This is a genomic window from Microcoleus sp. FACHB-672 (genome assembly GCF_014695725.1).
Classification (GTDB): Bacteria; Cyanobacteriota; Cyanobacteriia; order Cyanobacteriales; family Oscillatoriaceae; genus FACHB-68.
Genome location: NZ_JACJOU010000033.1, coordinates 12,877 through 33,670, shown reverse-complemented (window position 1 = coordinate 33,670; position 20,794 = coordinate 12,877). Strand labels below are relative to the sequence as shown.

Genomic DNA, 20,794 nt, shown 5'->3' with positions numbered 1-20,794 from the left:
GTTAAGAATCTGAATCACTCAAGATTCGCAGACGAATGGTGCGTTCGTTATCGCCTAATTGCACTTCAATCACCTCACCGGCAAGTCGCTCCATGCAGCTGATGAGAGAGCGCAGGTGCGGAGTTGTCGCGCCGGTGTCTACATAAAGCCGGTCAGCAAGACTTGACAAACGCTTCCAAGTGGTGTATAGCTTTGCCACTGTCTGTTCTACTTGGGATGCTTGCTTCACCATATCCGCTGCCGTATTGAGACAGCCTAGCCGCAAAGCTTCTTCTAGCGCCATTTCCATATCTAGAGACGACTGGTTAATGGTTTGCACTTGGGCGGCAGCATCCAGATATTTTGACAAGTTACGAGCGTCCGAAGTGAGCTGTTTGACAGTATCAACATCGGGATTTTCGGCGGCTTCCTGGCGGATGGCGTTGAGGTGCGACTCTGGCAGCTTTTCCATCTCTTTCACCAGAGGCGCGAGAAAGCGAGTGGGGACTGATCCACCGGCAGCTTTTTCCTTGACTTCATCCGGCAGCAAGTCGGAACTCATAGCTGTCCACTCATCAGAGAGTTGGCGCACTTCCCGCCGGGTGATGCGATCGCCGGTGCGGGCGGCATCTGTGACAAGCTGCTGCACTTCTGGGGAGGCTTTGGCAGTTTCCACAAAAGCCCGTTTGCTGAAGTTGTTGATCGAAGAGGGATCGAGATGTCCTTGTTCGAGGAGGGTGTCAGCACTGTTGGAGAGTTCAATGAGTGCGTAGGCTTGACTTTTACTAATTTCCCGGTTTTTCAGCCAGTTAAGAAAGCCGGTGCCGCGCCCGTCTCCACCTTTTTTCTCACGATCTCGGATGGATCGCAAAATTCGTCCGCGCCAAATGTCGGTTTGCAAGTCGAAGCGATCGCAGACTTGCCACGCACTGTCAAGTTGCTGCTGATAATCTAATTCAGAAATTTGCTCATCTTCTGGATCAGGCAGTTGAAAAGTCAGATCGGTGATGCCGGCGAGGGCATTGGCAAGATCGTCGGGAGACTGGAAAGACTGAACCATTGGAGAAAAGCAGACAACAGCTGGTTTATTATCCCACCTCTTGGGAAGCCGGCGCGTGGGGAGCCGGCTAACTGCCACCCATTAGCCGCCGGTGAACAGTCTCACCACTAGGCTGATCAGGAATACGCTCAAACCCGCAACCGCAATCACGACAAGCATCAAGCCGGCTAGCAGCAGGAACACAAACCACTTGTCAGCTTTTTTGCTATTGGGTTGGGGAACGTTCAAGTGACTTTCCACCAATGCCACGTTCTTAGTATTGGCTTTCCAAGTGACATCCACCAAGTCTCCCAACACCGGCACCGTGCCGGCGAATGTCTCAAATAGGATGTTAGAAACCATTTGCACCAAGGTTTCTCGCGGCAAGCCTAGCTTTGCGGCTGAGTAGACGATGTAGCCAGAAAGAACCGCGCCGGCAATGTCACCGCCACCCGGTAGCAGTCCCAGGAGAGGATCAAGTCCGATGCGATAGCGAGTGCCAGGGATGCCAACGGCGTTATCGAGGAGATGGCTAAGCTGGCGCAGCCGGTGCACGGTTGCTATTTGAGCTTCGTTGCCTGGAGTGATGGGGGAAGGTTGATGAGGAGGTTGGGACATCTGAACGCTCTCTTTTTATCGCATGGCAGCTAGCTTACAATTTGCCAGATGCCTATTAAGATCCAGATCATAATGCAGTGAAGGTCACAAAATGAGAGTCAAGCGCCTGAAGATGCAATCGTTTCGCGGAATCGGCAATTTAACCCTAGAGTTCCCAACAGATGAACCGACAGTATTTATCGGTATTAACGGCGTGGGCAAATCCAGTATTCTTGACTGTATTGCTATTCTCTTCTCTCCTTATATAGATTTGATTCGAGTGCGCGATAAAATAAATTTCGAGGATTTTCGAGTAGATAGCAATTCGATTGACTGGACATCCAGGGATATAGTAAGGCTCCTCTATAGAAATCATCTCCCAGGAGAAAGAGAATCAAATACTTTGATATCACGTTTTTTTAGTAATGAAGATATTAAAAATGGACAAATTAAAAACAATCTCGAAATTACAACATCAGTAGGCAAAAAGAGAGAATTAAACTGGTCATTGAGTAGCAAAAAGCCTTTGATCGATAGCACAGAACTTTACGCTCTTGTATTATTAAAGATACTTAATCAACCTCAATTAATTTTTGAGAAAAACTTACCTTTAGTAATTTACTATCCGAGCAATCGAGAATTGCTTGATATTCCTTTAGATATTTCTAGTAATTTTTCATTTGATCAGTTAGATGCCTATAAATCTGCAGTAGCAGGTGTCCAAATAGTCTTTGATAGATTCTTTCAATGGTTTAGAGCATTGGAGGATTTGGAGAACGAGGAACGATTGGATAACTCTAAATATAAAGATAAGCAGCTAGAAGCAGTGAGAAAAGCAATATATGCTCTCATTCCTAATTTTTCAAATTTACGAGTTAGGCGCTCACCATTGCGAATGACTGTAAAAAAACAAGGTCAGGAGCTTATTCTAAATCAGTTATCTGATGGGGAGAAATGCTTGCTGGCAATGGTAGGAGATTTGGCGAGGCGTTTAGCACTTGCTAACCCAGATTTAGAAGATCCCCTAGAAGGAGCGGGTGTGGTATTGATTGATGAAATTGAGCTGCACCTTCACCCAGAATGGCAACGTAAAATTATGCCGGCGCTGAGCAGGACATTTCCCAATTGCCAGTTTATTGTCACCACCCATTCTCCACAAGTCCTCAGCCAAGTTAAACCGGAAAGCATCTATATTCTTGAGAGAACAGATGAAGGAGAGATCGTTGCCACGCGTCCGGAAAGTTCATCATTTGGCAGAGACAGCAATCGTATCCTTGAAGACTTGATGGGGGTTTCAGAACGTCCAAAGGAAATTAAAGAAGAGATTCTAGAATTGTTTCGAGTTATTGATGCGGGAAACCTCGATTTAGCAAGGCAATTACGTCAGGAAATTGCTGAAAAGATTGGATTAGACGATCCAGAACTGGTTAAGGCGGGTGTATCTATTAGACGCCGGGAGATCCTGAAAAAGTGAAATATATTAAAAAGAGTGAGGAGCCACAGTGTTTGGCAAACTGGAAGGCACTCGCTAACGAGAATTGGACACCTACTTATGAGGATGATTTTCGAGGAAAAGTAAAAACTGAGGTGCATGATTGGTTACTACATGAGCAAGGTTATATCTGTTGCTATTGCGGAATCCGAGTTACTAGAGATACCAGCCATATTGAACATCTCAAGCCAAGGAGTGCTTATCCAGAACTCGCGCTAGATTATAGAAATTTATTAGTTTCATGTCAGAGAAAGCGAACACAGTCTGAACACTGTGCTTATAAGAAAGATGACTGGTACGATGAGCATCTGATGATTTCTCCATTACAATCTAACTGTGCGGAGTTTTTTAGATATTCAGAGGCTGGAGAAATTTTGCCGGCAGATAAGCCAGATAAGCAAGCGGCTGCTACCACGATTTTCAAACTTGGACTTAATATTTCTAAGCTAACTGCAAATCGCAAAAAAGCAATTGAAGATATTTTAGAAGTTATCGAAGTTTTGTCTGACGAAGACATAAAAAAGCTGATTCAAGGGTTCAATCAGCCGGATGCTAATGGAGAGTGCGAAGAGTTTAGCACGGCAATTATTTACATCCTAAATCAAACACTACTTTATCGGCACCCCATGATCTAACCTATCTTGCCGCTTGCGAATTTGAACAACCCTGTTATCTAAATCGCCCATCCAATTACTATTTTCTTTGAAATTACAATATTATTCGTATTTTTATTAGTTTTTTGCTTGAGTTCGCTTAATAACAAGTTTAAGCTAATTTATCTCTTTTTGCCTTCTTTTAGCAATGCAGAAACAGTGGTGACTTCACGCACAATTAGTAGCCATAGACACCGGCAATTTCTGTTACCACCGGCAGAGAAATGTTGTGGCTGCCGGCTTAAAAATGATCAATCTCCAGGCAGATCCAAGGTGAGGGGTGGGTCTTGTTATCCTGCTACAAGAAAGGACGAAAAAATCTCAAGGAGAAGCATAATGCCTGACCAATATCAAGCAGAACGCACAATATCAGCCGTATTTAAAGAAGAAAGTCAATTAGATGGCGTTGTTCGGCGTCTGCTAGATCGGGGTGTGCCCCAAGATCACATCTCAATGATGGGCAAAAACTTTAAATCCAACACCCGAATCACTGGCTTTATAACGAAAAAAGATGTGATTTTGGGAGGCTTGCGAAGCGGCGCGATTTTTGGTTCCCTTTTTGGTTCGTTTTTAAGTCTGCTGACCGGCGTTGGTATCCTATTTATTCCCTTTGTCGGTTCAGTGGTAGCAGCCGGCCCATTGGGTGCTGTACTCTTAGGTGCAGCCAGTGGGGCTCTGGCGGGTAGTGCCGGTGCCGGCTTAGTTTCCGCATTGGGGACGCTGGGAATGCCTGAAGATAAAGCGGCAATTTATCAAACCCGCGTAGAAGCTGGGGAATTTCTAGTGATGGCAGAAGTGCCGGCAGATAAAGCCAGTGACATTCAACTGCTGCTGGAAAGTGCCGGTGGGGAAGAAATTACAGTCAACGAAATGACGCTGCCTCGTGCAAGTGCCGGCAAGTACAACAGTGTAGCCGATTTGTCTCCCGAAGTCCGTTCACACCTATCTGAAGAGGCGCAACAGACATTTATACAAAGCTACAACACCGCCTTAGAGCAAAATAACGATCCCTTGAACGCTGAACACGCTGCCTGGAAAACCATTCACGAACAGTACGACGAAGACGGAAATGGTGTTTGGTCACTAGCCAAGGCGACTGTGTAGTTTAGATTACATTCCTTGCCTTCGTTTGAAAGAAGATTGTAACCAGCCTCTAGAACTTTGGTTCTGGAGGCTTGGCTTGTATCATAAGAGGGAATGTATCAGGAGAAACTTAGAATGCAGAAATATATATGCACCCTCTGCGCCTATGAATATGACCCAGCACAAGGCGACCCTGATAGCGGAATTGCACCCGGTACCCCATTTGAAGATATTCCAGAGGATTGGGTTTGTCCTACTTGCGGGGCTTCCAAAGCAGATTTTGAGCCGGCTGGATAATCGAGAGTTCCTTTACTTTTGAATCAGGGAAATGGGTAAAAGGTAATCAAAAAATGGGATGAAATGGAGCTTTTACCCATTTCCTTTTTTAAACCACCAAGCTTGAAAATTTTAAGTAAGCGCCCATCTCCTCCCCATTTTATATTTAAACTGGAAGGTGAGGAAAACTGAAGCGTAAAAATAAGAATGAAAAAACTTTTAATCACCGGCAGTAGTGGATTCCTAGGGTGGAACCTATGTCAAATTGCCCAGGAAGAATGGCAGGTTTATGGAACCTACTTTTCCCAGCCGGTAGAAATTCCAGAAATTAACTTATTGCAATCTGATTTAAGAAACTTTGAGGAACTCAAGCATATCTTTGAAGAAATTAAACCTGATGCTGTTATTCATGCTGCCGCTCAATCACAACCGAATTATTGCCAAACCCACCCTGAAGAATCCCACGAAATCAATGTAACCGCATCTTGTAATATTGCCGGCATTTGTGCAGATTACTCCATTCCTTGCGTTTTCACTTCCACCGACTTAGTGTTTAATGGCTTAAATGCTCCTTACCGGGAAACAGATCCCGTGAGTCCTGTCAGCCTTTATGGCGAGCAAAAAGTGTTAGCTGAAGAAGGAATGCTCGAACGCTATCCCCAGACAGCCATTTGCCGGATGCCTTTAATGTTTGGCTATGGAGGGCCGGCAGCTAAAAGTTTCATTCAACCCATGCTAGAAAGCCTCAGAAAAGGACAAGAACTTGCCTTATTCACCGACGAATTTCGCACGCCAGTAAGCGGCCAAACAGCAGCAAAAGGACTTTTACTCGCATTAGAAAAAGTCAACGGACGAATCCATTTAGGCGGAAAAGAAAGAATCTCGCGTTATGACTTTTTCCGATTACTCGTAGAAGTGCTAGGACTAGACGAAGCCAAAATTCTAACCTGCCGGCAACAAGACGTTAAAATGGCAGCCCCCAGACCCCCGGACGTATCCCTAGACAGTTCTAAAGCATACACCCTAGGCTATCACCCACAATCCTTGCGAGAAGAATTTGAACAATTGCGAGGAAAAGTGTAAGCTTAATAAAGCCTAAGCGTGCCCTAAATCTTATTTGTGTTTATCTGTGTGCATCTGTGGTTAAAAAAAATCCAATATCCCTAAAAAAACTAATAAACCCTTCAGCTTCCCTTCTTACATTCAGCCCCCAAAATAACCAGGTATCGCCTTGAGTTCGCAATCTTTAAAAGTAGTCGTAATTGGTGGAGGTGCCGCCGGCTTCTTCGGTGCGATCGCGTGCGCCAAAACTCATCCTCACACCCAAGTTACCCTACTTGAAGCAGGGCGGGAACCCCTCGCCAAAGTTCGTATTTCCGGCGGAGGACGGTGTAACGTCACTCACGCCTGCTTTGAACCGGCCTTATTAGTGCAAAATTACCCTAGAGGCGGCAAAGCCTTGCGGGGCGCATTCACGCGGTTTCAGTGTCGCGATACCGTTGCCTGGTTTGAAGAACGGGGAGTGCAGCTAAAAACCGAAGAGGATGGGCGGATGTTTCCCATAACCGATGACTCCGCCACAATTGTAGAGTGTCTGATGCGGGCGGCTCACCGGGCTGGGGTAGAATTTCGCAACGGCAGCCAGGTTAGTTCCATCTATCACTCTCCCGACCCTTCCTTTAAAATTGAATTAAAATCCGGCGAAACTGTAACCTGTGATCGCCTCCTACTCGCCACCGGCAGCAATCCGATGGGTTACAAATGGGCAAAAAATTTAGGCCATCAAATTGAGTCACCCGTGCCTTCTCTCTTCACCTTTAACGTGCCCGATGAGCGACTCAAGGAATTAGGCGGCGTCTCCGTTGCCAACGCCCGCGTGCGCCTGTCGGCAGCCAAATTAGAGCAAACCGGGCCGGTACTCATCACCCACTGGGGATTAAGCGGGCCGGCTGTACTCAAACTCTCAGCGTGGGGTGCTCGGTTTTTGCACGAGTGCCGGTATCAAACCTCTTTGCTAATTAATTGGTTGCCGCAGTACAAAGAAGAAGAACTGCGTCAAATGTTACTCCTCGTAAAATCTCAACTGCCCCGACGTGCAATCTCAACCAGTTGTCCCGTTCCCATTCCCCGCCGGCTTTGGGAACGTTTAATTGATGCTGCCGGTATTGATAACGAAAAACGCTGGGCAGAACTTCCCAATAAATCCTTAAATGAACTCATTCAACAACTCATTCAAGGCAAATACGAAATCACCGGCAAAGGCATTTTCAAAGAAGAATTCGTCACCTGTGGCGGCGTTAACTTAAAAGAAATCGATTTCAAAACAATGGAAAGCCGGCACTGTTCAGGACTGTATTTTGCCGGAGAAATTTTAGACATTGATGGAGTCACCGGCGGCTTTAACTTTCAGAGTGCCTGGACAACCGCTTGGATAGCCGGTCAAGCAATTGGCAATACCCAATCACCCTAACCATTAGATCATCTGCGTTTATCTCTGTATACCTAACAGCAAACTACCGCAACATCTGCGTTTATCTGCGGTTAAAAAACTCCTCCCTAACTCCTAAACAAGAGGCCAACCTTCAAGTTCCAATTCCTCAATCAGCTGTATACCACGCGGATCGCCCACACGTAACAGAGAACCTTTAGCATCTTCGCGAACGCCCATATCTTCATCTTCCGCAAAAGCCTCAATTAAGGCATCAATTGCCGTGGCATACACCACATTAGAAGGCAATTCACGGCACAATTGCCCCAACGCCCAAGCGCAATTACTCCGCACCGCCGGCATCGGATCTCGACGCAACGATTCAATGAGTGGAGGAAGGGCAGCAATCACCGTATCATAACCGACTGAAGCCATCTGGCCCAGTGAACTAGCCGCCCACAGGCGCACCGCAGAAATATCCGTTTTCAGCGCATCCAGCAAAGGCATTAACGACCGGCGATCGCGACAATTTCCCAGCGCCCAAACCACGCCCTTACGCACATAGCCATTCCAATCCCGATTAAGCTGTTCTATCAGCGAATCGACCGCATCCGGACTGGGATTTCGCCCCAACGCATAGCCGGCGCTAACCCTAACTAACGGGCAAGGATCTTTTAACAACCGGATCAAATGGGGAATTGCCCGCTCATCCTGAATTTCGCAAAAAGCCCGCGTTGCCAACATCCGTTGTTGGGAGTCTGGTGAGTCCAGCAATGGCAGCATTTCCTCTGGATCGGGCTTGGGAGGCTCTGCCTCTTCCATCAGATCCAAAGGACTTTCCAGTTCTGCCTCAATCGTGAGGGCACTCAAGTCATCGTAATCGTCCATAAAAGTAACTTTACCGCACGAAGCGCACTGCTATTATACGGTTTCAACTTCGATTCGCCACATATCAGCAGAGGAGCTTTAGCAGTTTAGGGGAAGTCTTTGTTTCTTTGAACCTAAATAATAGTATTCGCACATTCTACACAAGGCAGCAGGAAGCAATCAGCCCAGACTTACGCACAATTGCGATTATGCGTAAATCTTGTCAGGTTCATTCTTGATTGGGTTGCAGAAGTTTTAACATCCACAGAGACTGGGTTTGATAGCCCAGCTTTTGGTATAGATTCAAAGCAGGCTGGTTCTGCACAAAAACTTGCAGGGCAATTTGATGATCACCGCGTTCTTTGGCCCAAGCTTCAGCATGAGACACTAACGCCTCACCAATCCCGCGACGTCGGTGTTCTGGCGCGACATATACCAGAAAAATGTGAGCGTGCCGATCCCCACTCGGCTGATCGATGGCATTCCCCACCCACAAACAACCGACAGGGGAAGGATGACGGGTGAAGGGAGGGGGGTAAAATGTACTGTCCGCTTCATCCTTGAGATCAACCCACCAAAGCGGCGTTTTGTTGGAAAAATACTGTTCAACAGTTAGGGCTAAATGGGAAAAATCCTGTTCTGGGTAAAGTTCTTGGTAAGTTCGCTGCATGAACTTGACCAGCAAAGCCCGATCTAAGCCAGAGCCGGTACGCAACGTGTATCCCGGTAACAGCACTAATTGACACTCGCCCTTAAATGTAATTGGTATGCTGAACTATTCTGCAAGCCGGCATCCGCATGGAGCGAGCTGAGCGTTTGGATTGGTGCGCTTGATGTTTGGGGTGTGACTTCTTCAACGGGTGCCGGTGCTGCCATATCGTTCGGCAAAAAGCTGCGAGCAGCCACTGCAACCAGTGCCACCAAAAACACTAACAAAATTAAAAATGGTGCGATGTACTGACGGAAGATTGCCATAGTGATTCGGGGTTGAGAGTTGGGGAAATGCTATATTTAGTGGCTTTTACACAATTTGAGAAGCTAGCTCAAGATTTGTAAAGCTTTCTTTATCTATTTTACAACTCGTCGCCACCGGCATTGCACTCGTCGCGTCTGAGTGAGGAAAGGTGCAGAAATTTTGCTAATTTGCGAAATAAGCGCCTATTTTGTGGGTTTCAAATCTGAAAACTTGCTCAGCATCCTTTGTGCCGGTGTCGGTAGCAAAAAGCATACGAAGTCACGACACATCATGTACAATTGCTGAATTTCAACCGGCAATAACAGAGGAAACTAAGTCATGAGTGCATCAGCAGCCGTTTATGAAAGTCTAGCAAAGTCAATTGTTTATGTGGATGATAATCCACAGTTCCAAAGTCAAGTTCAAGGTTTTCTAGCGGCCACCGGCTACACAATTGATCGAGTATTTGACGATCCGCAAACAGGTCTTCACGCTATCGGGTTAGTTTCCGCAACACCAGATAGACCCCCCGTTCTTGTCTTTCGCGGTGCCGATTCCCCTGTTGATGATATCGCGCTATCAGATGCGCGGGGAGTAGGTGTTAGCCAAATACAAGCCAATCAGGAAGCTCTACAAAGTTGGCTCACAGAAATTAGCCAAGATACCACTAAAAATCCCAATCAATTATTAGCTCAAGTGATGGGTCACAGCCTGGGTGGTGCCTTAGCGCAAACTGCAGCAGCTGTATTTACCCCTCTCATCGGCGGGACAATTACTTTCAACTCTCCAGGGGTTAACCAAACGGCTGTCAGTGCATTTATTCAACAAGGAGGCTCTGACAAACCCGTCGTTCACTACATTGTTAATGGCGACTTTGTCAGCCTGTCTGGACAAGCTTTTCTTCCGGGACAAGTAATTTTACAATCCTTTACCGACCCAAATATTAATCCACTAATTGTACGAACTAAACATCGAGTGGAAGGTCTACTAAGTACCCCTCCTGCCGGTTACAGTGAGCGGGAAATTTCTGCTGAGGAATTGAACAACCCTTCTTTTTCTTTCACCAATGATCCTGATTTTCAAGAGTTTGCCGCAGCCATGTCGGTTGCACTGCCGCAACTGGTAACACCCCTTAGCTCAAGGTTGGGTGCGGAAAGTTTAAGAGTTACGCCAGGATTTTCTTATTTGGGACTACTGAATCAGATAGATACTGCTCTCGATCTGTCTCAAAACAATTATCTGGATGGATATGCTTTAAATAATACAGTTTTAGGGCTGGAAGGCAATGACATAGTGATTGGAGATGAGGGAAATGATACCCTTAATGGCAATCAAGCCGATGATATTTTGAGCGGTGCCGGTAGAGATGATATTCTTTATGGCGGTCAGAATAATGATGCCCTATTCGGCAACCTAGGGACTGATTATTTATCCGGGGATTTAGGGAATGATAGCCTTTACGGAGGCAAAGGAAGTGATACCTTAATTGGTAGTGAGGGTGATGATATTCTCAGGGGAGAATCAGATAGCGACTTTTTAACCGGCGGCAGTGGTTTCGATCAGTTTGTCTTAGCTGTAGGAGAAGGAACCGATACCATCATTGATTTTATCAAAGGTGAAGATTTACTGGCTTTATCGGGTGGTTTAACTTTCAGACAGCTCGTAATTGCAGCGGGCGAAAATTCAACGTTGATTGCTTCTAACGGTCAATTTATTGCCAATGTGGTTGGAATCGATCCCAGCTCAATTTCAGAAAGTGATTTCATCCAAATCTAACTTTCTCCCCTACCTCCATAATTCGGGCGCATACGCTCTTGCGCCCTTATCGCTCACTCTCTCCTCAATTTTATAAACCCTTAAATCGAAACTCACCGGCGCGTGTAGCGATGCTTAACTCCAACCGGAAAATATTCAGGATCGCCGGTGGGTGTTAGGGTGATTTGTGGGATTTGGTAATCTTCTGGGACATAGTTCGCAAACTCACTATTAAGCCGGCGCAGATGAGTTAAAATAGAAGCCGCAATCGCCTCCTGCTTTTCTTCACTTGCTTCCACTGCCGGCGCTAATTCCACAACAATAGATAACAACCGATTTTTATCCGCGTCTTCTTTTACTTGCAAGACAAATTTACCCGTTACCCAATCTTGAATAAGTGGCTGTTCTAATCCAACGGTGACGTTTTCTGGATAAACATTTGCCCCGAAATAAGAAACTGTAAAATGAGAGCGACCAAACACATAAACAAAAGGTAAAGAATAAATGCCTCGCTCACTCTGAGATTGTAATTCATCCAGGGGATCAAAACCCCAGTCTAAAAGAAATTGCAGCATTTCAGAATAAGAAATAATTCCACCGGCATCGGAAATGTGATAGCGAACTAAAGGAATACCGTTGTCACCAGAAAACAGCAAAGTGCCATTATCTACCTCAAAAAAGCGACTCAAGGGATCATACTGTACCAGCGTTGGCAGGCGAGACTCCCCAAACAGGGAACGGGCGACAGTAGGATGATTTGCCAAAAACCGGCGAATGCAGATACTCAGCGGTGTCTCATTGCCTAAAACGCCGGCATCTGCTGTCCCGTAAAGGGAAGCAAAGTCATAGCAAGGACTTAACGAACCCATGCGTTCGCCTACTAAAGTCCGCCACTCTTCGCTAAAAACCTCACCTGCCATCACTAACTTAATTGCATATTTATCCCACTCGATGCCTTGGGCGATGCCGGCATCAATGGTATCTTTTAAAAACGGTGGATAGCCTAAAAGTACGACTTGATCAAATGCCGGTGCGAGTTCTTGTACAACTCGAAAAATTTCTGTTTTATTGTTACCTGGAGTGATCACAGTAATCGGGTAGCCTTTTGCAGCAAGGTGCCGGCAGCAGCTAGCGGTATACATCCCTCCTACCCAAGTTCCTAAAGCAAAACAAATGACAGCTAGTGTGTGGAGACTATCGGCTTGGAAACTGTCACGAAAAATTTGCTCAAATCGGCTGGCAATTTGGAACTCATCGGTGATAAAACGGGGCCAAAATGTGGGAGTGCCGGTTGAACCGGAGGAAACGGCAATTATATCGCAATTTTCCAGTTTTCCATTGCGACAAAGTGCAGGGAGAGAGTGCCGGCGCAAGTAATTTTCTTTGGTTGTCAGGGGTAGTTTTTGAAAGTCTTCAAAGGTTTTAATTGAAGTTGGATCAATGCCTTGTTCTTGTAAGAATGACTGATAAGCCGGCACAGTTGCAACCACTGAATCAAACAACTTTAGAGCGGCTGTCGGCGCGTTTTCTTTTGCGCGTTCTTGCAACAACGTTTCCACCGGCATATTTAAAAACGCTTGCAAACCCGCCAGCGCCCTCTGTTTTTGTTCTTCCTGCATTTCCTCATTCCTCTTATCTCTGCTTTGTCGGCAACTTCTTCTCCATCTTGCTCAAAATGATAAACAGGTAAGTCTCAATAAATATGATTGCGTAAAAAAATGTAACTTAATCAATTAGCAGATTTACCCGCACTGCATAGTCGGTCAGTAGGCAACATAAAAAATAAAAAAATCATAAAGCGAGTAATATATAATACAAAGTTTTAAACCTTAATTAATAAATTTTGTTGTTTTTGTTGAACAATTTTAATGCCTATTTAATTTTTAAATATTTAATCAAAGAAAAGTAGGGTGACACCAGTAAAATGTTAGAGATTAAACGATGACGATTTCCGTCGGCGCACCCCTCTCAGCTTGCTTTCACACTCTTATTTTCATTCTCCAAATAGCGCTTACCCCAACCACTCTGGATTCTTCGCTGTACCGTCAAATCGGTTAGACGTCTTATAAAGCTCGTATTCACCTTTTAAAGCCGCCTCGCGAGTCTTAGCTAACAACGCCGAAACTTGTTCTTGACTCATCGCCTCAAACGTTCGTACTGCCTCGAAGGCTTGCTCTAGAATTTCCATAGTCTCCATGCCGGTGATGACTGTTGAAGTTGGCAAATTCATGACGTAATGAAGGCATTCAATTGGTTTAATCGTATTGCTCTTTAAAATGTAGGGATCGCCCATTGATTTCATTCCCAGAACTCCGATTTCATCTTTCACCAGTCTGGTTAAAACTTCGCTTTCAAAACTGCGAAAATGAGCGTCCATCGCATTAAGCGGCATCTGCACTGCATCAAAACGGAAATTATTTTGATCGGCAATTTCTAGCATTCTGAGATGAACAAGAGGATCTTTATGTCCTGTAAAGCCAATGTAGCGAATTTTGCCGGCTTTCTGTGCCGCAACCACAGCCTCCATCGCACCGCCGGCAGCAAAGATCCGATCCGGATCTTCCAAGCGAATCACTTCATGATGCTGCATCAAATCGATAGAATCGGTTTGCAAGCGTTTCAAAGACTCGTCAATTTGCTTAGCAGCAGCCTCTTTCGTTCGCCCGTCGATTTTAGTCATTAAAAACACCTTGTCGCGATAACCATTCTGGAGCGCTTTACCCATACGGATTTCGCTATTTCCATCATGATAATCCCAGCAGTTATCCATAAAATTGATGCCTCGATCAATGGCACTACGCATCAGTTTGATGCTCTCTTGCTCATCTTCTATCCGTCCGATGTGGTGCCCGCCTAAACCAATTAGGGATACTTTTTCTCCGGTGCGCCCCAGTGTCCTGTATAACATCTCCCCGCTTCTTGTTTGGGCTGGGGTTGATTGTTGTTGCGCTAAAAGCGATTTGCCAAACAACCCGTCTGAAGCCGCAAGCCCTGCTGCAACCAAACCAGAGGTAGAAGCTACTTTCAACAAATCTCGTCTACTGATATTCACGAACGTCTCCTTCTAAGGACTTATCAGAACTCATCCTCACAGGATTGCACGATGACATCATGAGGTGCATCTAACTATTGAAAGAGAAGAGCCGTTGCTTTTGTTGCCAATAATTTGTTGTTTAATCAAGTTGCTGCTCAGTAAGCAATGCTCCCAGCTAGAGCAGCCACCACCAAAGTTCTTAGAGGATACAGGGGTAATCAACAAAAATGATCGTTATCCTCAATTATTGGTGAGCGTTAAAAACTTGAGTAATTTCCCTCATTTACAAATCAAATAGGAGGGTTACAAAAAAATCACGACTAAAATTTTTGATTAAACGGAAAAAGAGTCAAGTTCAAGCCGACAAATAATGTTTAAACTTTGTTTAGACGTTTACAAGCCAGAAGGCTACTCTAGAGGAATTTGCGATCGCTCCATCATAATCGCCCCTCCCAAACGCCACACACTCTATACAACTCATGGCATAATAACGCCTTAGTGCAACTAAGCTTTTGACTGTCTATGCCGCTCTCTGCTGCTCAACCGGCCCTTCTCGTACTCATCGATGGAACTGTTTATCGCGGTTGGTCTTTTGGGGCCACCGGCACTACCGTCGGAGAGGTAGTCTTCAACACCGGCATGACCGGCTATCAAGAAGTTCTGACTGATCCCAGCTACTGTGGCCAACTCGTCACCTTTACCTACCCAGAACTCGGCAACACTGGCGTCAATCCCGAAGACGAAGAATCCAACCGCCCTCAAATTAGAGGAGCGATCGCTCGCAACATCTGTAGCCGGCCTAGCAACTGGCGATCCACCCAATCCTTAAGCGACTATCTCAAAGAACACAACATTCCAGGAATCTACGGGATCGATACCAGAGCACTCACCCGCAAAATTCGCTCGGTTGGAGCGATGAACGGGGCCATTTCCACCGAAATCCTTGACCCGACAGAGTTGCGGTCAGTGGTGCAAGACGCGCCCAGCATGAATGGATTAAATCTGGTTCCCGAAGTCACCACCTCTAAAACCTACGAATGGTCAGAAGCCACCCAAGGAGTCTGGGAATTTAGCGACACAACCCAGCCTGCCGGGGAACAGTTAACCGTTGTCGCGATTGATTTTGGCATCAAACGCAATATCCTGCGGCGTCTGGCCAGTTATGGCTGCCGACTCATCGTCGTGCCGGCAAACACGCCCCCAGAGGAAATACTCAAACACAACCCAGACGGCATTTTCCTCTCCAACGGCCCAGGCGATCCGGCTGCCGTCAAAGAAGGCATCGCGACAACCAAAGCCCTGCTGAACAGCGAGAAACCCGTATTTGGCATTTGCTTGGGGCACCAGATTCTCGGCCTTTCCCTCGGTGCGGAAACCTTCAAACTCAAATTTGGCCATCGGGGTTTAAATCAGCCTGCCGGTTTAGAACAGCGGGTAGAAATTACCAGCCAAAATCACGGGTTTGCCATCGATCCCGACTCCTTATCCCCTGAAGTAGAAATCACCCATCTCAACCTCAACGACCACACCGTAGCCGGTTTGCGGCACCGTTCGCTGCCCCTGTTTTCTGTCCAATATCACCCAGAAGCTAGTCCCGGACCGCATGATGCCGATTATATGTTTGAACAATTTGTCCAAACCATGCGAGACGCCCGCAAAGCCACAACCGCCTCTTAAATACATCAGTGAGCAGAGAAAGTGATAAACATAAGTCAGTAGCGTTTACTGTCGGCTTTTTTATCACCAGCAGGGCAGTAGACAAGACACAAGAAAGAATCTATACTGGAGCGTCGATTTGAGGAAGATGCAGCTAGGAGGGAGCTATTGCTGAGCCACTAACCTTGACCGTAAGCCTCAGAGGCACTCGCGAAGTCAAGGAGAATTACCAACTATTCCGACTCACCGGCTTATTAGACGCCTTTTCCGAAGCCACCTTTCGCAAGGTTATTAGCAAGTGTATTGAGGACGGTCCAAAGCATATAATTTTGGATCTCTCTCAGATAGACTTTGTTGACAGTTCCGGGCTGGGCGCTCTGGTGCAGTTAGTTAAGAAAGCCCAAACCGATGAGGGCACATTGCAAATTGTCACCAATCCCAGGGTGACTCAGACTGTCAAGCTTGTTCGCTTAGAGAAGTTTCTGTCGTTGCAGCCTTCGGTTGATGACGCCTTAAACAACATCAAGCCGTCCAAGTCATCTTGACTTATAAGGAGGAAGCGAGCTATCCAGTTTTTTCTGGATAGCTTGTTTGTGCAGGGTGCATCTTTCACTCCCCAGAAAAAGTCAAGGCCCAAGCGCTTTTACGGGAAATTGAGGCTCGTGGGTCAGTGCCTAAACCCCGTGCAATCCGCACCCCGTCAAAACCGCAGACTCAATATAATATGAGGTAAGTAACAACACTAATGTCATTAAATCAATCAACATCAGCGTGGAGGCTAGGGCTATCAGCCATTTAATCAAAGGTCAGCTCCGGTGATAGCTTGTGAAGGATAGAGGCAGGATCATGTCATCAAGCGCAGATGAAAATCCAGCGTCGAATCTGGCCAATATAGGGTTCATGCAGCTGCCTCCAGAAACCTTGTCATGGGCGCAACTTCAACAAATATCACCAGCAGCCTTAGCCTATTTAGGGGACGCTGTTTACGAACTCTATATCCGCAAGTCCTATCTCATGCCTCCCAGGCGCTTACAAACTTACCATAACCAAGTCGTTGCTCAAGTGCGAGCAGAAACTCAGGCAAGGCATCTACGCCTACTTGAACCTCACCTCACGAGCACAGAACTAGACATCCTCCGGCGAGGCCGCAATGCTGCCCTCGGAAGGCCCAAGCGGGTCGCTCCAGAAATTTACCAACAGGCAACCAGTCTGGAAGCCTTAATCGGATATTTGTACCTGAGCGATCCCCAACGTTTGACCCAGCTGCTAGCACAGTTGGAACTTGAACCCACTTGAACTGAATAGTTAAAGGTTTCCTACGTCTGACGCTGATCAGACTGTAACCAGGATAATTCAGCTAAAGTGACCCAAAAGTCAGGAATTCATCACAAAGCTCGACAAGTCAGGAATTGTATAACGCTATGCCAGAGAAACCGCAAAACCCCTCCCCCAGAGGCAAACCCCAACGCAACAAACTTTCCCTCAAACCCAAGTCTAAGCGGGTCATAACCACCCCAGTTTCCAGCACTTCGGAGAGAAGAGGTGAGCGTAAACGCAGCATAACCACCCCAACTTCCAGCACTTCGGAGAGAAGAGGTGAGCGCAAACGCAGCATAACCACCCCAACTTCCAGCACTTCGGAGAGAAGAGGCGACCGTAAACTCACGATTCCAAGCAGGCCGGCTGAGGAGAGAACGTTCCAAAGCCGGCAGCGCCAAGTCATTGAGACGCCTCTTCCGCCGTCAGAGGAAGAAGCCGACTTGATCTACGGTCGTCATCCGGTTCTCTCGGCTTTAGAGAACCAGCGCCAACTCCACCGACTCTGGATAACGCCCCAACTGCGCTACGATCCCCGCTTTCATGCCTTGATCCTCCAAGCCAAAGATAACGGCACCGTCGTTGATGAAGTTGAGTACCGCCGGCTCGACCAAATCACCCAAAAAGCCAATCACCAGGGGGTTGCGGCTCAAGTCTCATCCTACGATTACTTCGAGCTAGGAGATCTGATCGCCCAAGCCAAATCTGCTTCCGATCAACCTGTGATTATTGCCGCTGATAGTATTACCGATCCGCACAATCTTGGGGCAATCATTCGCACAGCTGAAGCTGTGGGTGCCCAAGGGTTGGTGATCCCCCAACGACGGGCTGTTGGCATTACTTCAACTGTGAGAAAAGTGGCAGCAGGCGCTTTAGAAAATTTTCCAGTCGCAAGAGTTGTCAATCTTGCTAGAGCCTTGGAAGAATTAAAAACAGAGGGCTTCTGGATATACGGGACGGCAGCCAAGACTAGCCAGACGGTACACACAGTAAAATTCACCGGCCCGATAGTCCTAGTCGTTGGCTCTGAAGGAGAGGGTTTGAGTCTTTTGATACAGCGTTGCTGTGATCAATTGGTTTCAATTCCATTACAGGGAAAAACGCCCAGCCTCAATGTCTCGGTTGCCGCCGGCATGGCGCTTTACGAAATTTATCGTCAGCGATGGTCTAGTACGTTTTACCTTGATTCTTTCAAGAAAGAAAACAATTGAAAAAACAAAAGCAAGATAGTATAACAAAATGTAAAAGATAACAACACTTCTTCGACCGCGTAGCATCCCCACGAACCCTTGGTAAATAGGCAAAACGCAATGAAAGAATTGATGATTAGCTTGCTTAACCTCTTAGGTTGGGCTTTCTGGGTTGAGGTCGTTACCGAAACCCCCCGGTGTACCTACTACTTTGGCCCTTTCATGACAAAGAAAGAAGCTGAATCTGCTCAGGCAGGATACATGGAAGATTTGCTCCAAGAAGGCGCTCAGGGCATTACCCTCAAAACTAAGCGGTGTAAGCCCCTCTATCTCACTGTCTATGACGAAATGGGGGAGATGCGTGACCGCAAGCGCAACATCCCTGTTTTTAGCAGTCAACCTTAGCCGGTTGAGCCATCGCAGCAGCGAGTGGAACAACTTGTAAGTGAGGCCAATGTTCGGGCATAGCTGTTTAATCTGAGCAAGGCAGAACTAAACGTTCCGCTAGATGAGAGGTTTAATAAACTGCCTTTCTATCGTGACTCAGCAAGCGCTCGGACTTTTTGTGTGAGGAGATTAAGCCTCATTCATACATCTGTTGCTACCATTTGTGGATGTAGAGCCATCCAGCCGTCGATGTCGGCTAGAACTTGGTCTGGAATTTCCCAAGGGAACAGGTGAGCTGTATTGGGGTAGCAATGAGATTGGCAGTTCTGCAGAAGTTGAGCGGTTTCTAAACTCGACTCAGGGGTAATGTGGCGATCTGCTGCTGCAGCGAGAACTAAACTTGGGCATTGAATCTGGGGCAAAACGTCAAGCCGGTTGTAACCGGATTGCAGCGCTTTCTCAAGTGCCCGTCTTGCCGCACCAGACGTTTGCAAATACGCCGGCAGTCCTTCATCGGCAATGTGTTGGTAAGCAGTGGCTGTGTGTTGCTGTATCAGATAACGGAATAACGAGCGCTTGCCAAAAGTGTCAATATTCCACTGCCAGCCTGGACTAGCCCGGTTCACGATCCCAGCCACTCCAGTGTAGAGCAAATCTTGCCAGGTAATCGGCGGATGGCTGCCCCTAGGCCGTGCGGCGGTGGCCACTAAAATCAGGCCGGTGACTCGCGCCGGCAGCCTCAGCGCTAGCTCAATCGCTAATATCCCTCCCAAAGACCATCCCAGAACCAAGCACCGCTCGATACTCAATCGGTCTAAAAGCGCTTCCAAATCGAGCATGTGATCGGTCATATCAAAGTCATTACTCGCCAGACTCTTGCCATATCCTCGGAGATCAGGAGCCACGGTTTGGAACCGCCGAGATAAATGCTTTGTAAAAACGGCCATACTAGGGCCGGAACCAGGATGGCCATGCAAGCACAGAATGGGGAAACCTACCCCCTGAATGTCAACACTCAGTTGAGGGCGATCGCTTGGGTGCGATTTTACGTGGGTTTTCTGCATGGTTTGGCTGAATGAGGAGATAGTTTAGCGATGTTGTGCCGGTGGCGATTCATTGATTTCGCTCCACCGATCCCAGCCGCTCTATTTGATTTTTAGCACTTAATGCTGAAAATTGCCAAAAAGGAATATTCCCCACGGACCTTGTTAAGTGTAAAATTTTGTAAAGTTTTGGATCTAGCTCAAAAAAACCAGACAAACTTCTATCCCACTCTACCCTTACCTAGCTCAACTTCAAGAAGTCCCTGTGGCGGTCAAATTACAACCACCCTAACCCCTATTTCAGCTAACCCTTATTTAAGATGTCTTCTGCAAATCTATCGTTAGGGGGTTCCAGGGTATACATCTTATAAAGAATAATGTAGAGACTCGTTTAATTGTTACTAAGAGATTGAAACTCCCTCTGACTTGCACCTTAATGAATCGAACTTTTCTGCTATCCGTCAACGACAAAAAAGCCGGCATTACCGATATAGTATTCAAAACTTTGTCAAAAAATATCAGTCATCTGCTTCAGGACTGAAAGGGAAAATTTTCAGATGAATAACACTCGCAGCGTATTTTTTCAAAGAGCATCGTTGAGTCAAGATATTATTTGCCTATCAAAATTATCTATTTTTTACAGACAATTAAGTATTTTTAGTCATTAATCGAAACTTTAATTAAGCGGTTCAGCAAAAACTTTGAGGGAACCTTCATGAATTTAGCCAAACAAATCGAAGACATTTTTACTGTTTGCTTAGAAAAATTAGAATTAGCTTGGTGGGTAGAAATTATTACTTTTCAGCCGGCCTGCACCTACTACTTTGGCCCTTTCATCACGGCCAAAGATGCTGAACTCTCTCAAAACGGTTACATAGAAGATTTAGAACACGAGAAAGCCCAAGGAATTGCCGTTAAAATTAAGCAGTGCCAGCCAATAACCCTAACGATTTGCCAGGACTAATATTAAAGTGTGAGCTTGGCTGGACTCGTAACGTTGCCGATACTTCCAAACTCGGCGACGTTATGAGTCCCGTCAACTC

21 protein-coding genes are annotated in these 20,794 nt (G+C 46.4%); 13 read left to right on the top strand and 8 right to left on the bottom strand.

Annotated elements, in window-relative coordinates:
- Nucleotide 1 precedes the first annotated feature (1 nt).
- Nucleotides 2-1,039, bottom strand: a complete 1,038-nt coding sequence (locus H6F56_RS23425; protein WP_190673686.1) for a hypothetical protein — start codon at nt 1,037-1,039, stop codon at nt 2-4.
- Between the two features lie 81 nt (nt 1,040-1,120).
- Nucleotides 1,121-1,636: a DUF4112 domain-containing protein gene (locus H6F56_RS23420; RefSeq protein WP_190673683.1), complete on the bottom strand. Its 516-nt coding sequence runs from the start codon at nt 1,634-1,636 to the stop codon at nt 1,121-1,123.
- A gap of 91 nt (nt 1,637-1,727) precedes the next feature.
- Between H6F56_RS23420 and H6F56_RS23415 the strand changes: the two genes are divergently transcribed.
- From H6F56_RS23415 to H6F56_RS23390, 6 genes are all read left to right on the top strand, one after another.
- The gene (locus H6F56_RS23415) at nt 1,728-3,089 is read left to right on the top strand and encodes an AAA family ATPase (RefSeq protein WP_190673680.1); all 1,362 of its coding nucleotides are present in this window, start codon (nt 1,728-1,730) and stop codon (nt 3,087-3,089) included.
- A 32-nt stretch (nt 3,090-3,121) separates the two neighbouring features.
- Complete coding sequence (locus tag H6F56_RS23410) at nt 3,122-3,742, top strand: retron system putative HNH endonuclease (RefSeq protein ID WP_199313220.1); 621 nt, start codon at nt 3,122-3,124, stop codon at nt 3,740-3,742.
- A 354-nt stretch (nt 3,743-4,096) separates the two neighbouring features.
- Nucleotides 4,097-4,864 (top strand): ChaB family protein, encoded by a 768-nt coding sequence (locus tag H6F56_RS23405; RefSeq protein ID WP_190673674.1) that lies wholly within the window; start codon nt 4,097-4,099, stop codon nt 4,862-4,864.
- 114 nt (nt 4,865-4,978) lie between these two features.
- Nucleotides 4,979-5,140, top strand: a complete 162-nt coding sequence (rd, locus tag H6F56_RS23400; RefSeq protein ID WP_190673669.1) for a rubredoxin — start codon at nt 4,979-4,981, stop codon at nt 5,138-5,140.
- Between the two features lie 186 nt (nt 5,141-5,326).
- On the top strand, nt 5,327-6,202 hold the full coding sequence (locus tag H6F56_RS23395; protein ID WP_190673666.1) for an SDR family oxidoreductase: 876 nt from the start codon (nt 5,327-5,329) through the stop codon (nt 6,200-6,202).
- A 148-nt stretch (nt 6,203-6,350) separates the two neighbouring features.
- Nucleotides 6,351-7,589, top strand: coding sequence for an NAD(P)/FAD-dependent oxidoreductase (locus tag H6F56_RS23390; protein WP_190673664.1), 1,239 nt, complete (start codon nt 6,351-6,353; stop codon nt 7,587-7,589).
- Between the two features lie 93 nt (nt 7,590-7,682).
- On the opposite strand, the gene H6F56_RS23385 is transcribed toward H6F56_RS23390, so the two are convergent.
- From H6F56_RS23385 to H6F56_RS23375, 3 genes are all read right to left on the bottom strand, one after another.
- Complete coding sequence (locus H6F56_RS23385; RefSeq protein ID WP_190673661.1) at nt 7,683-8,435, bottom strand: HEAT repeat domain-containing protein; 753 nt, start codon at nt 8,433-8,435, stop codon at nt 7,683-7,685.
- 208 nt (nt 8,436-8,643) lie between these two features.
- Entirely contained in the window at nt 8,644-9,150 is a 507-nt protein-coding gene (locus H6F56_RS23380; RefSeq protein WP_309236620.1) for a GNAT family N-acetyltransferase, read from the bottom strand.
- On the bottom strand, nt 9,150-9,389 hold the full coding sequence (locus H6F56_RS23375; RefSeq protein ID WP_190675084.1) for a hypothetical protein: 240 nt from the start codon (nt 9,387-9,389) through the stop codon (nt 9,150-9,152). Before H6F56_RS23375 ends, H6F56_RS23380 begins: the two co-directional genes overlap by 1 nt.
- 319 nt (nt 9,390-9,708) lie before the next feature.
- On the opposite strand from H6F56_RS23375, the gene H6F56_RS23370 reads away from it, so the two are divergent.
- Entirely contained in the window at nt 9,709-11,145 is a 1,437-nt protein-coding gene (locus tag H6F56_RS23370; protein WP_190673659.1) for a calcium-binding protein, read from the top strand.
- Between the two features lie 92 nt (nt 11,146-11,237).
- Here H6F56_RS23370 and H6F56_RS23365 read toward each other — a convergent pair whose 3' ends face one another.
- Both H6F56_RS23365 and H6F56_RS23360 read right to left on the bottom strand, forming a co-directional pair.
- Nucleotides 11,238-12,743 carry a phenylacetate--CoA ligase family protein gene (locus tag H6F56_RS23365; protein WP_190673656.1) on the bottom strand — a complete coding sequence of 502 codons (1,506 nt, stop codon included), beginning with the start codon at nt 12,741-12,743 and terminating at the stop codon, nt 11,238-11,240.
- Between the two features lie 392 nt (nt 12,744-13,135).
- Entirely contained in the window at nt 13,136-14,176 is a 1,041-nt protein-coding gene (locus H6F56_RS23360) for an aldo/keto reductase (protein ID WP_190673652.1), read from the bottom strand.
- Nucleotides 14,177-14,680: 504 nt separating this feature from the next.
- Between H6F56_RS23360 and carA the strand changes: the two genes are divergently transcribed.
- The 5 genes from carA to H6F56_RS23335 all read left to right on the top strand — a co-directional run bounded on the left by carA (nt 14,681) and on the right by H6F56_RS23335 (nt 18,726).
- The gene (carA, locus tag H6F56_RS23355) at nt 14,681-15,835 is read left to right on the top strand and encodes a glutamine-hydrolyzing carbamoyl-phosphate synthase small subunit (protein ID WP_190673648.1); all 1,155 of its coding nucleotides are present in this window, start codon (nt 14,681-14,683) and stop codon (nt 15,833-15,835) included.
- Nucleotides 15,836-15,999: 164 nt separating this feature from the next.
- On the top strand, nt 16,000-16,359 hold the full coding sequence (locus H6F56_RS23350; RefSeq protein WP_199313218.1) for an STAS domain-containing protein: 360 nt from the start codon (nt 16,000-16,002) through the stop codon (nt 16,357-16,359).
- 355 nt (nt 16,360-16,714) lie between these two features.
- The gene (locus H6F56_RS23345) at nt 16,715-17,110 is read left to right on the top strand and encodes a ribonuclease III domain-containing protein (protein ID WP_242032164.1); all 396 of its coding nucleotides are present in this window, start codon (nt 16,715-16,717) and stop codon (nt 17,108-17,110) included.
- A 125-nt stretch (nt 17,111-17,235) separates the two neighbouring features.
- Nucleotides 17,236-18,342 carry a 23S rRNA (guanosine(2251)-2'-O)-methyltransferase RlmB gene (rlmB, locus tag H6F56_RS23340; protein WP_190673629.1) on the top strand — a complete coding sequence of 369 codons (1,107 nt, stop codon included), beginning with the start codon at nt 17,236-17,238 and terminating at the stop codon, nt 18,340-18,342.
- A 99-nt stretch (nt 18,343-18,441) separates the two neighbouring features.
- A complete protein-coding gene (locus H6F56_RS23335; protein WP_190673626.1) occupies nt 18,442-18,726 on the top strand; it encodes a DUF1816 domain-containing protein in 285 nt (94 codons plus the stop codon).
- A 182-nt stretch (nt 18,727-18,908) separates the two neighbouring features.
- Here H6F56_RS23335 and H6F56_RS23330 read toward each other — a convergent pair whose 3' ends face one another.
- Nucleotides 18,909-19,685, bottom strand: coding sequence for an alpha/beta fold hydrolase (locus tag H6F56_RS23330; RefSeq protein WP_242032163.1), 777 nt, complete (start codon nt 19,683-19,685; stop codon nt 18,909-18,911).
- A gap of 781 nt (nt 19,686-20,466) precedes the next feature.
- Between H6F56_RS23330 and H6F56_RS23325 the strand changes: the two genes are divergently transcribed.
- The gene (locus H6F56_RS23325; protein WP_190673620.1) at nt 20,467-20,715 is read left to right on the top strand and encodes a DUF1816 domain-containing protein; all 249 of its coding nucleotides are present in this window, start codon (nt 20,467-20,469) and stop codon (nt 20,713-20,715) included.
- Nucleotides 20,716-20,794 lie beyond the last annotated feature (79 nt).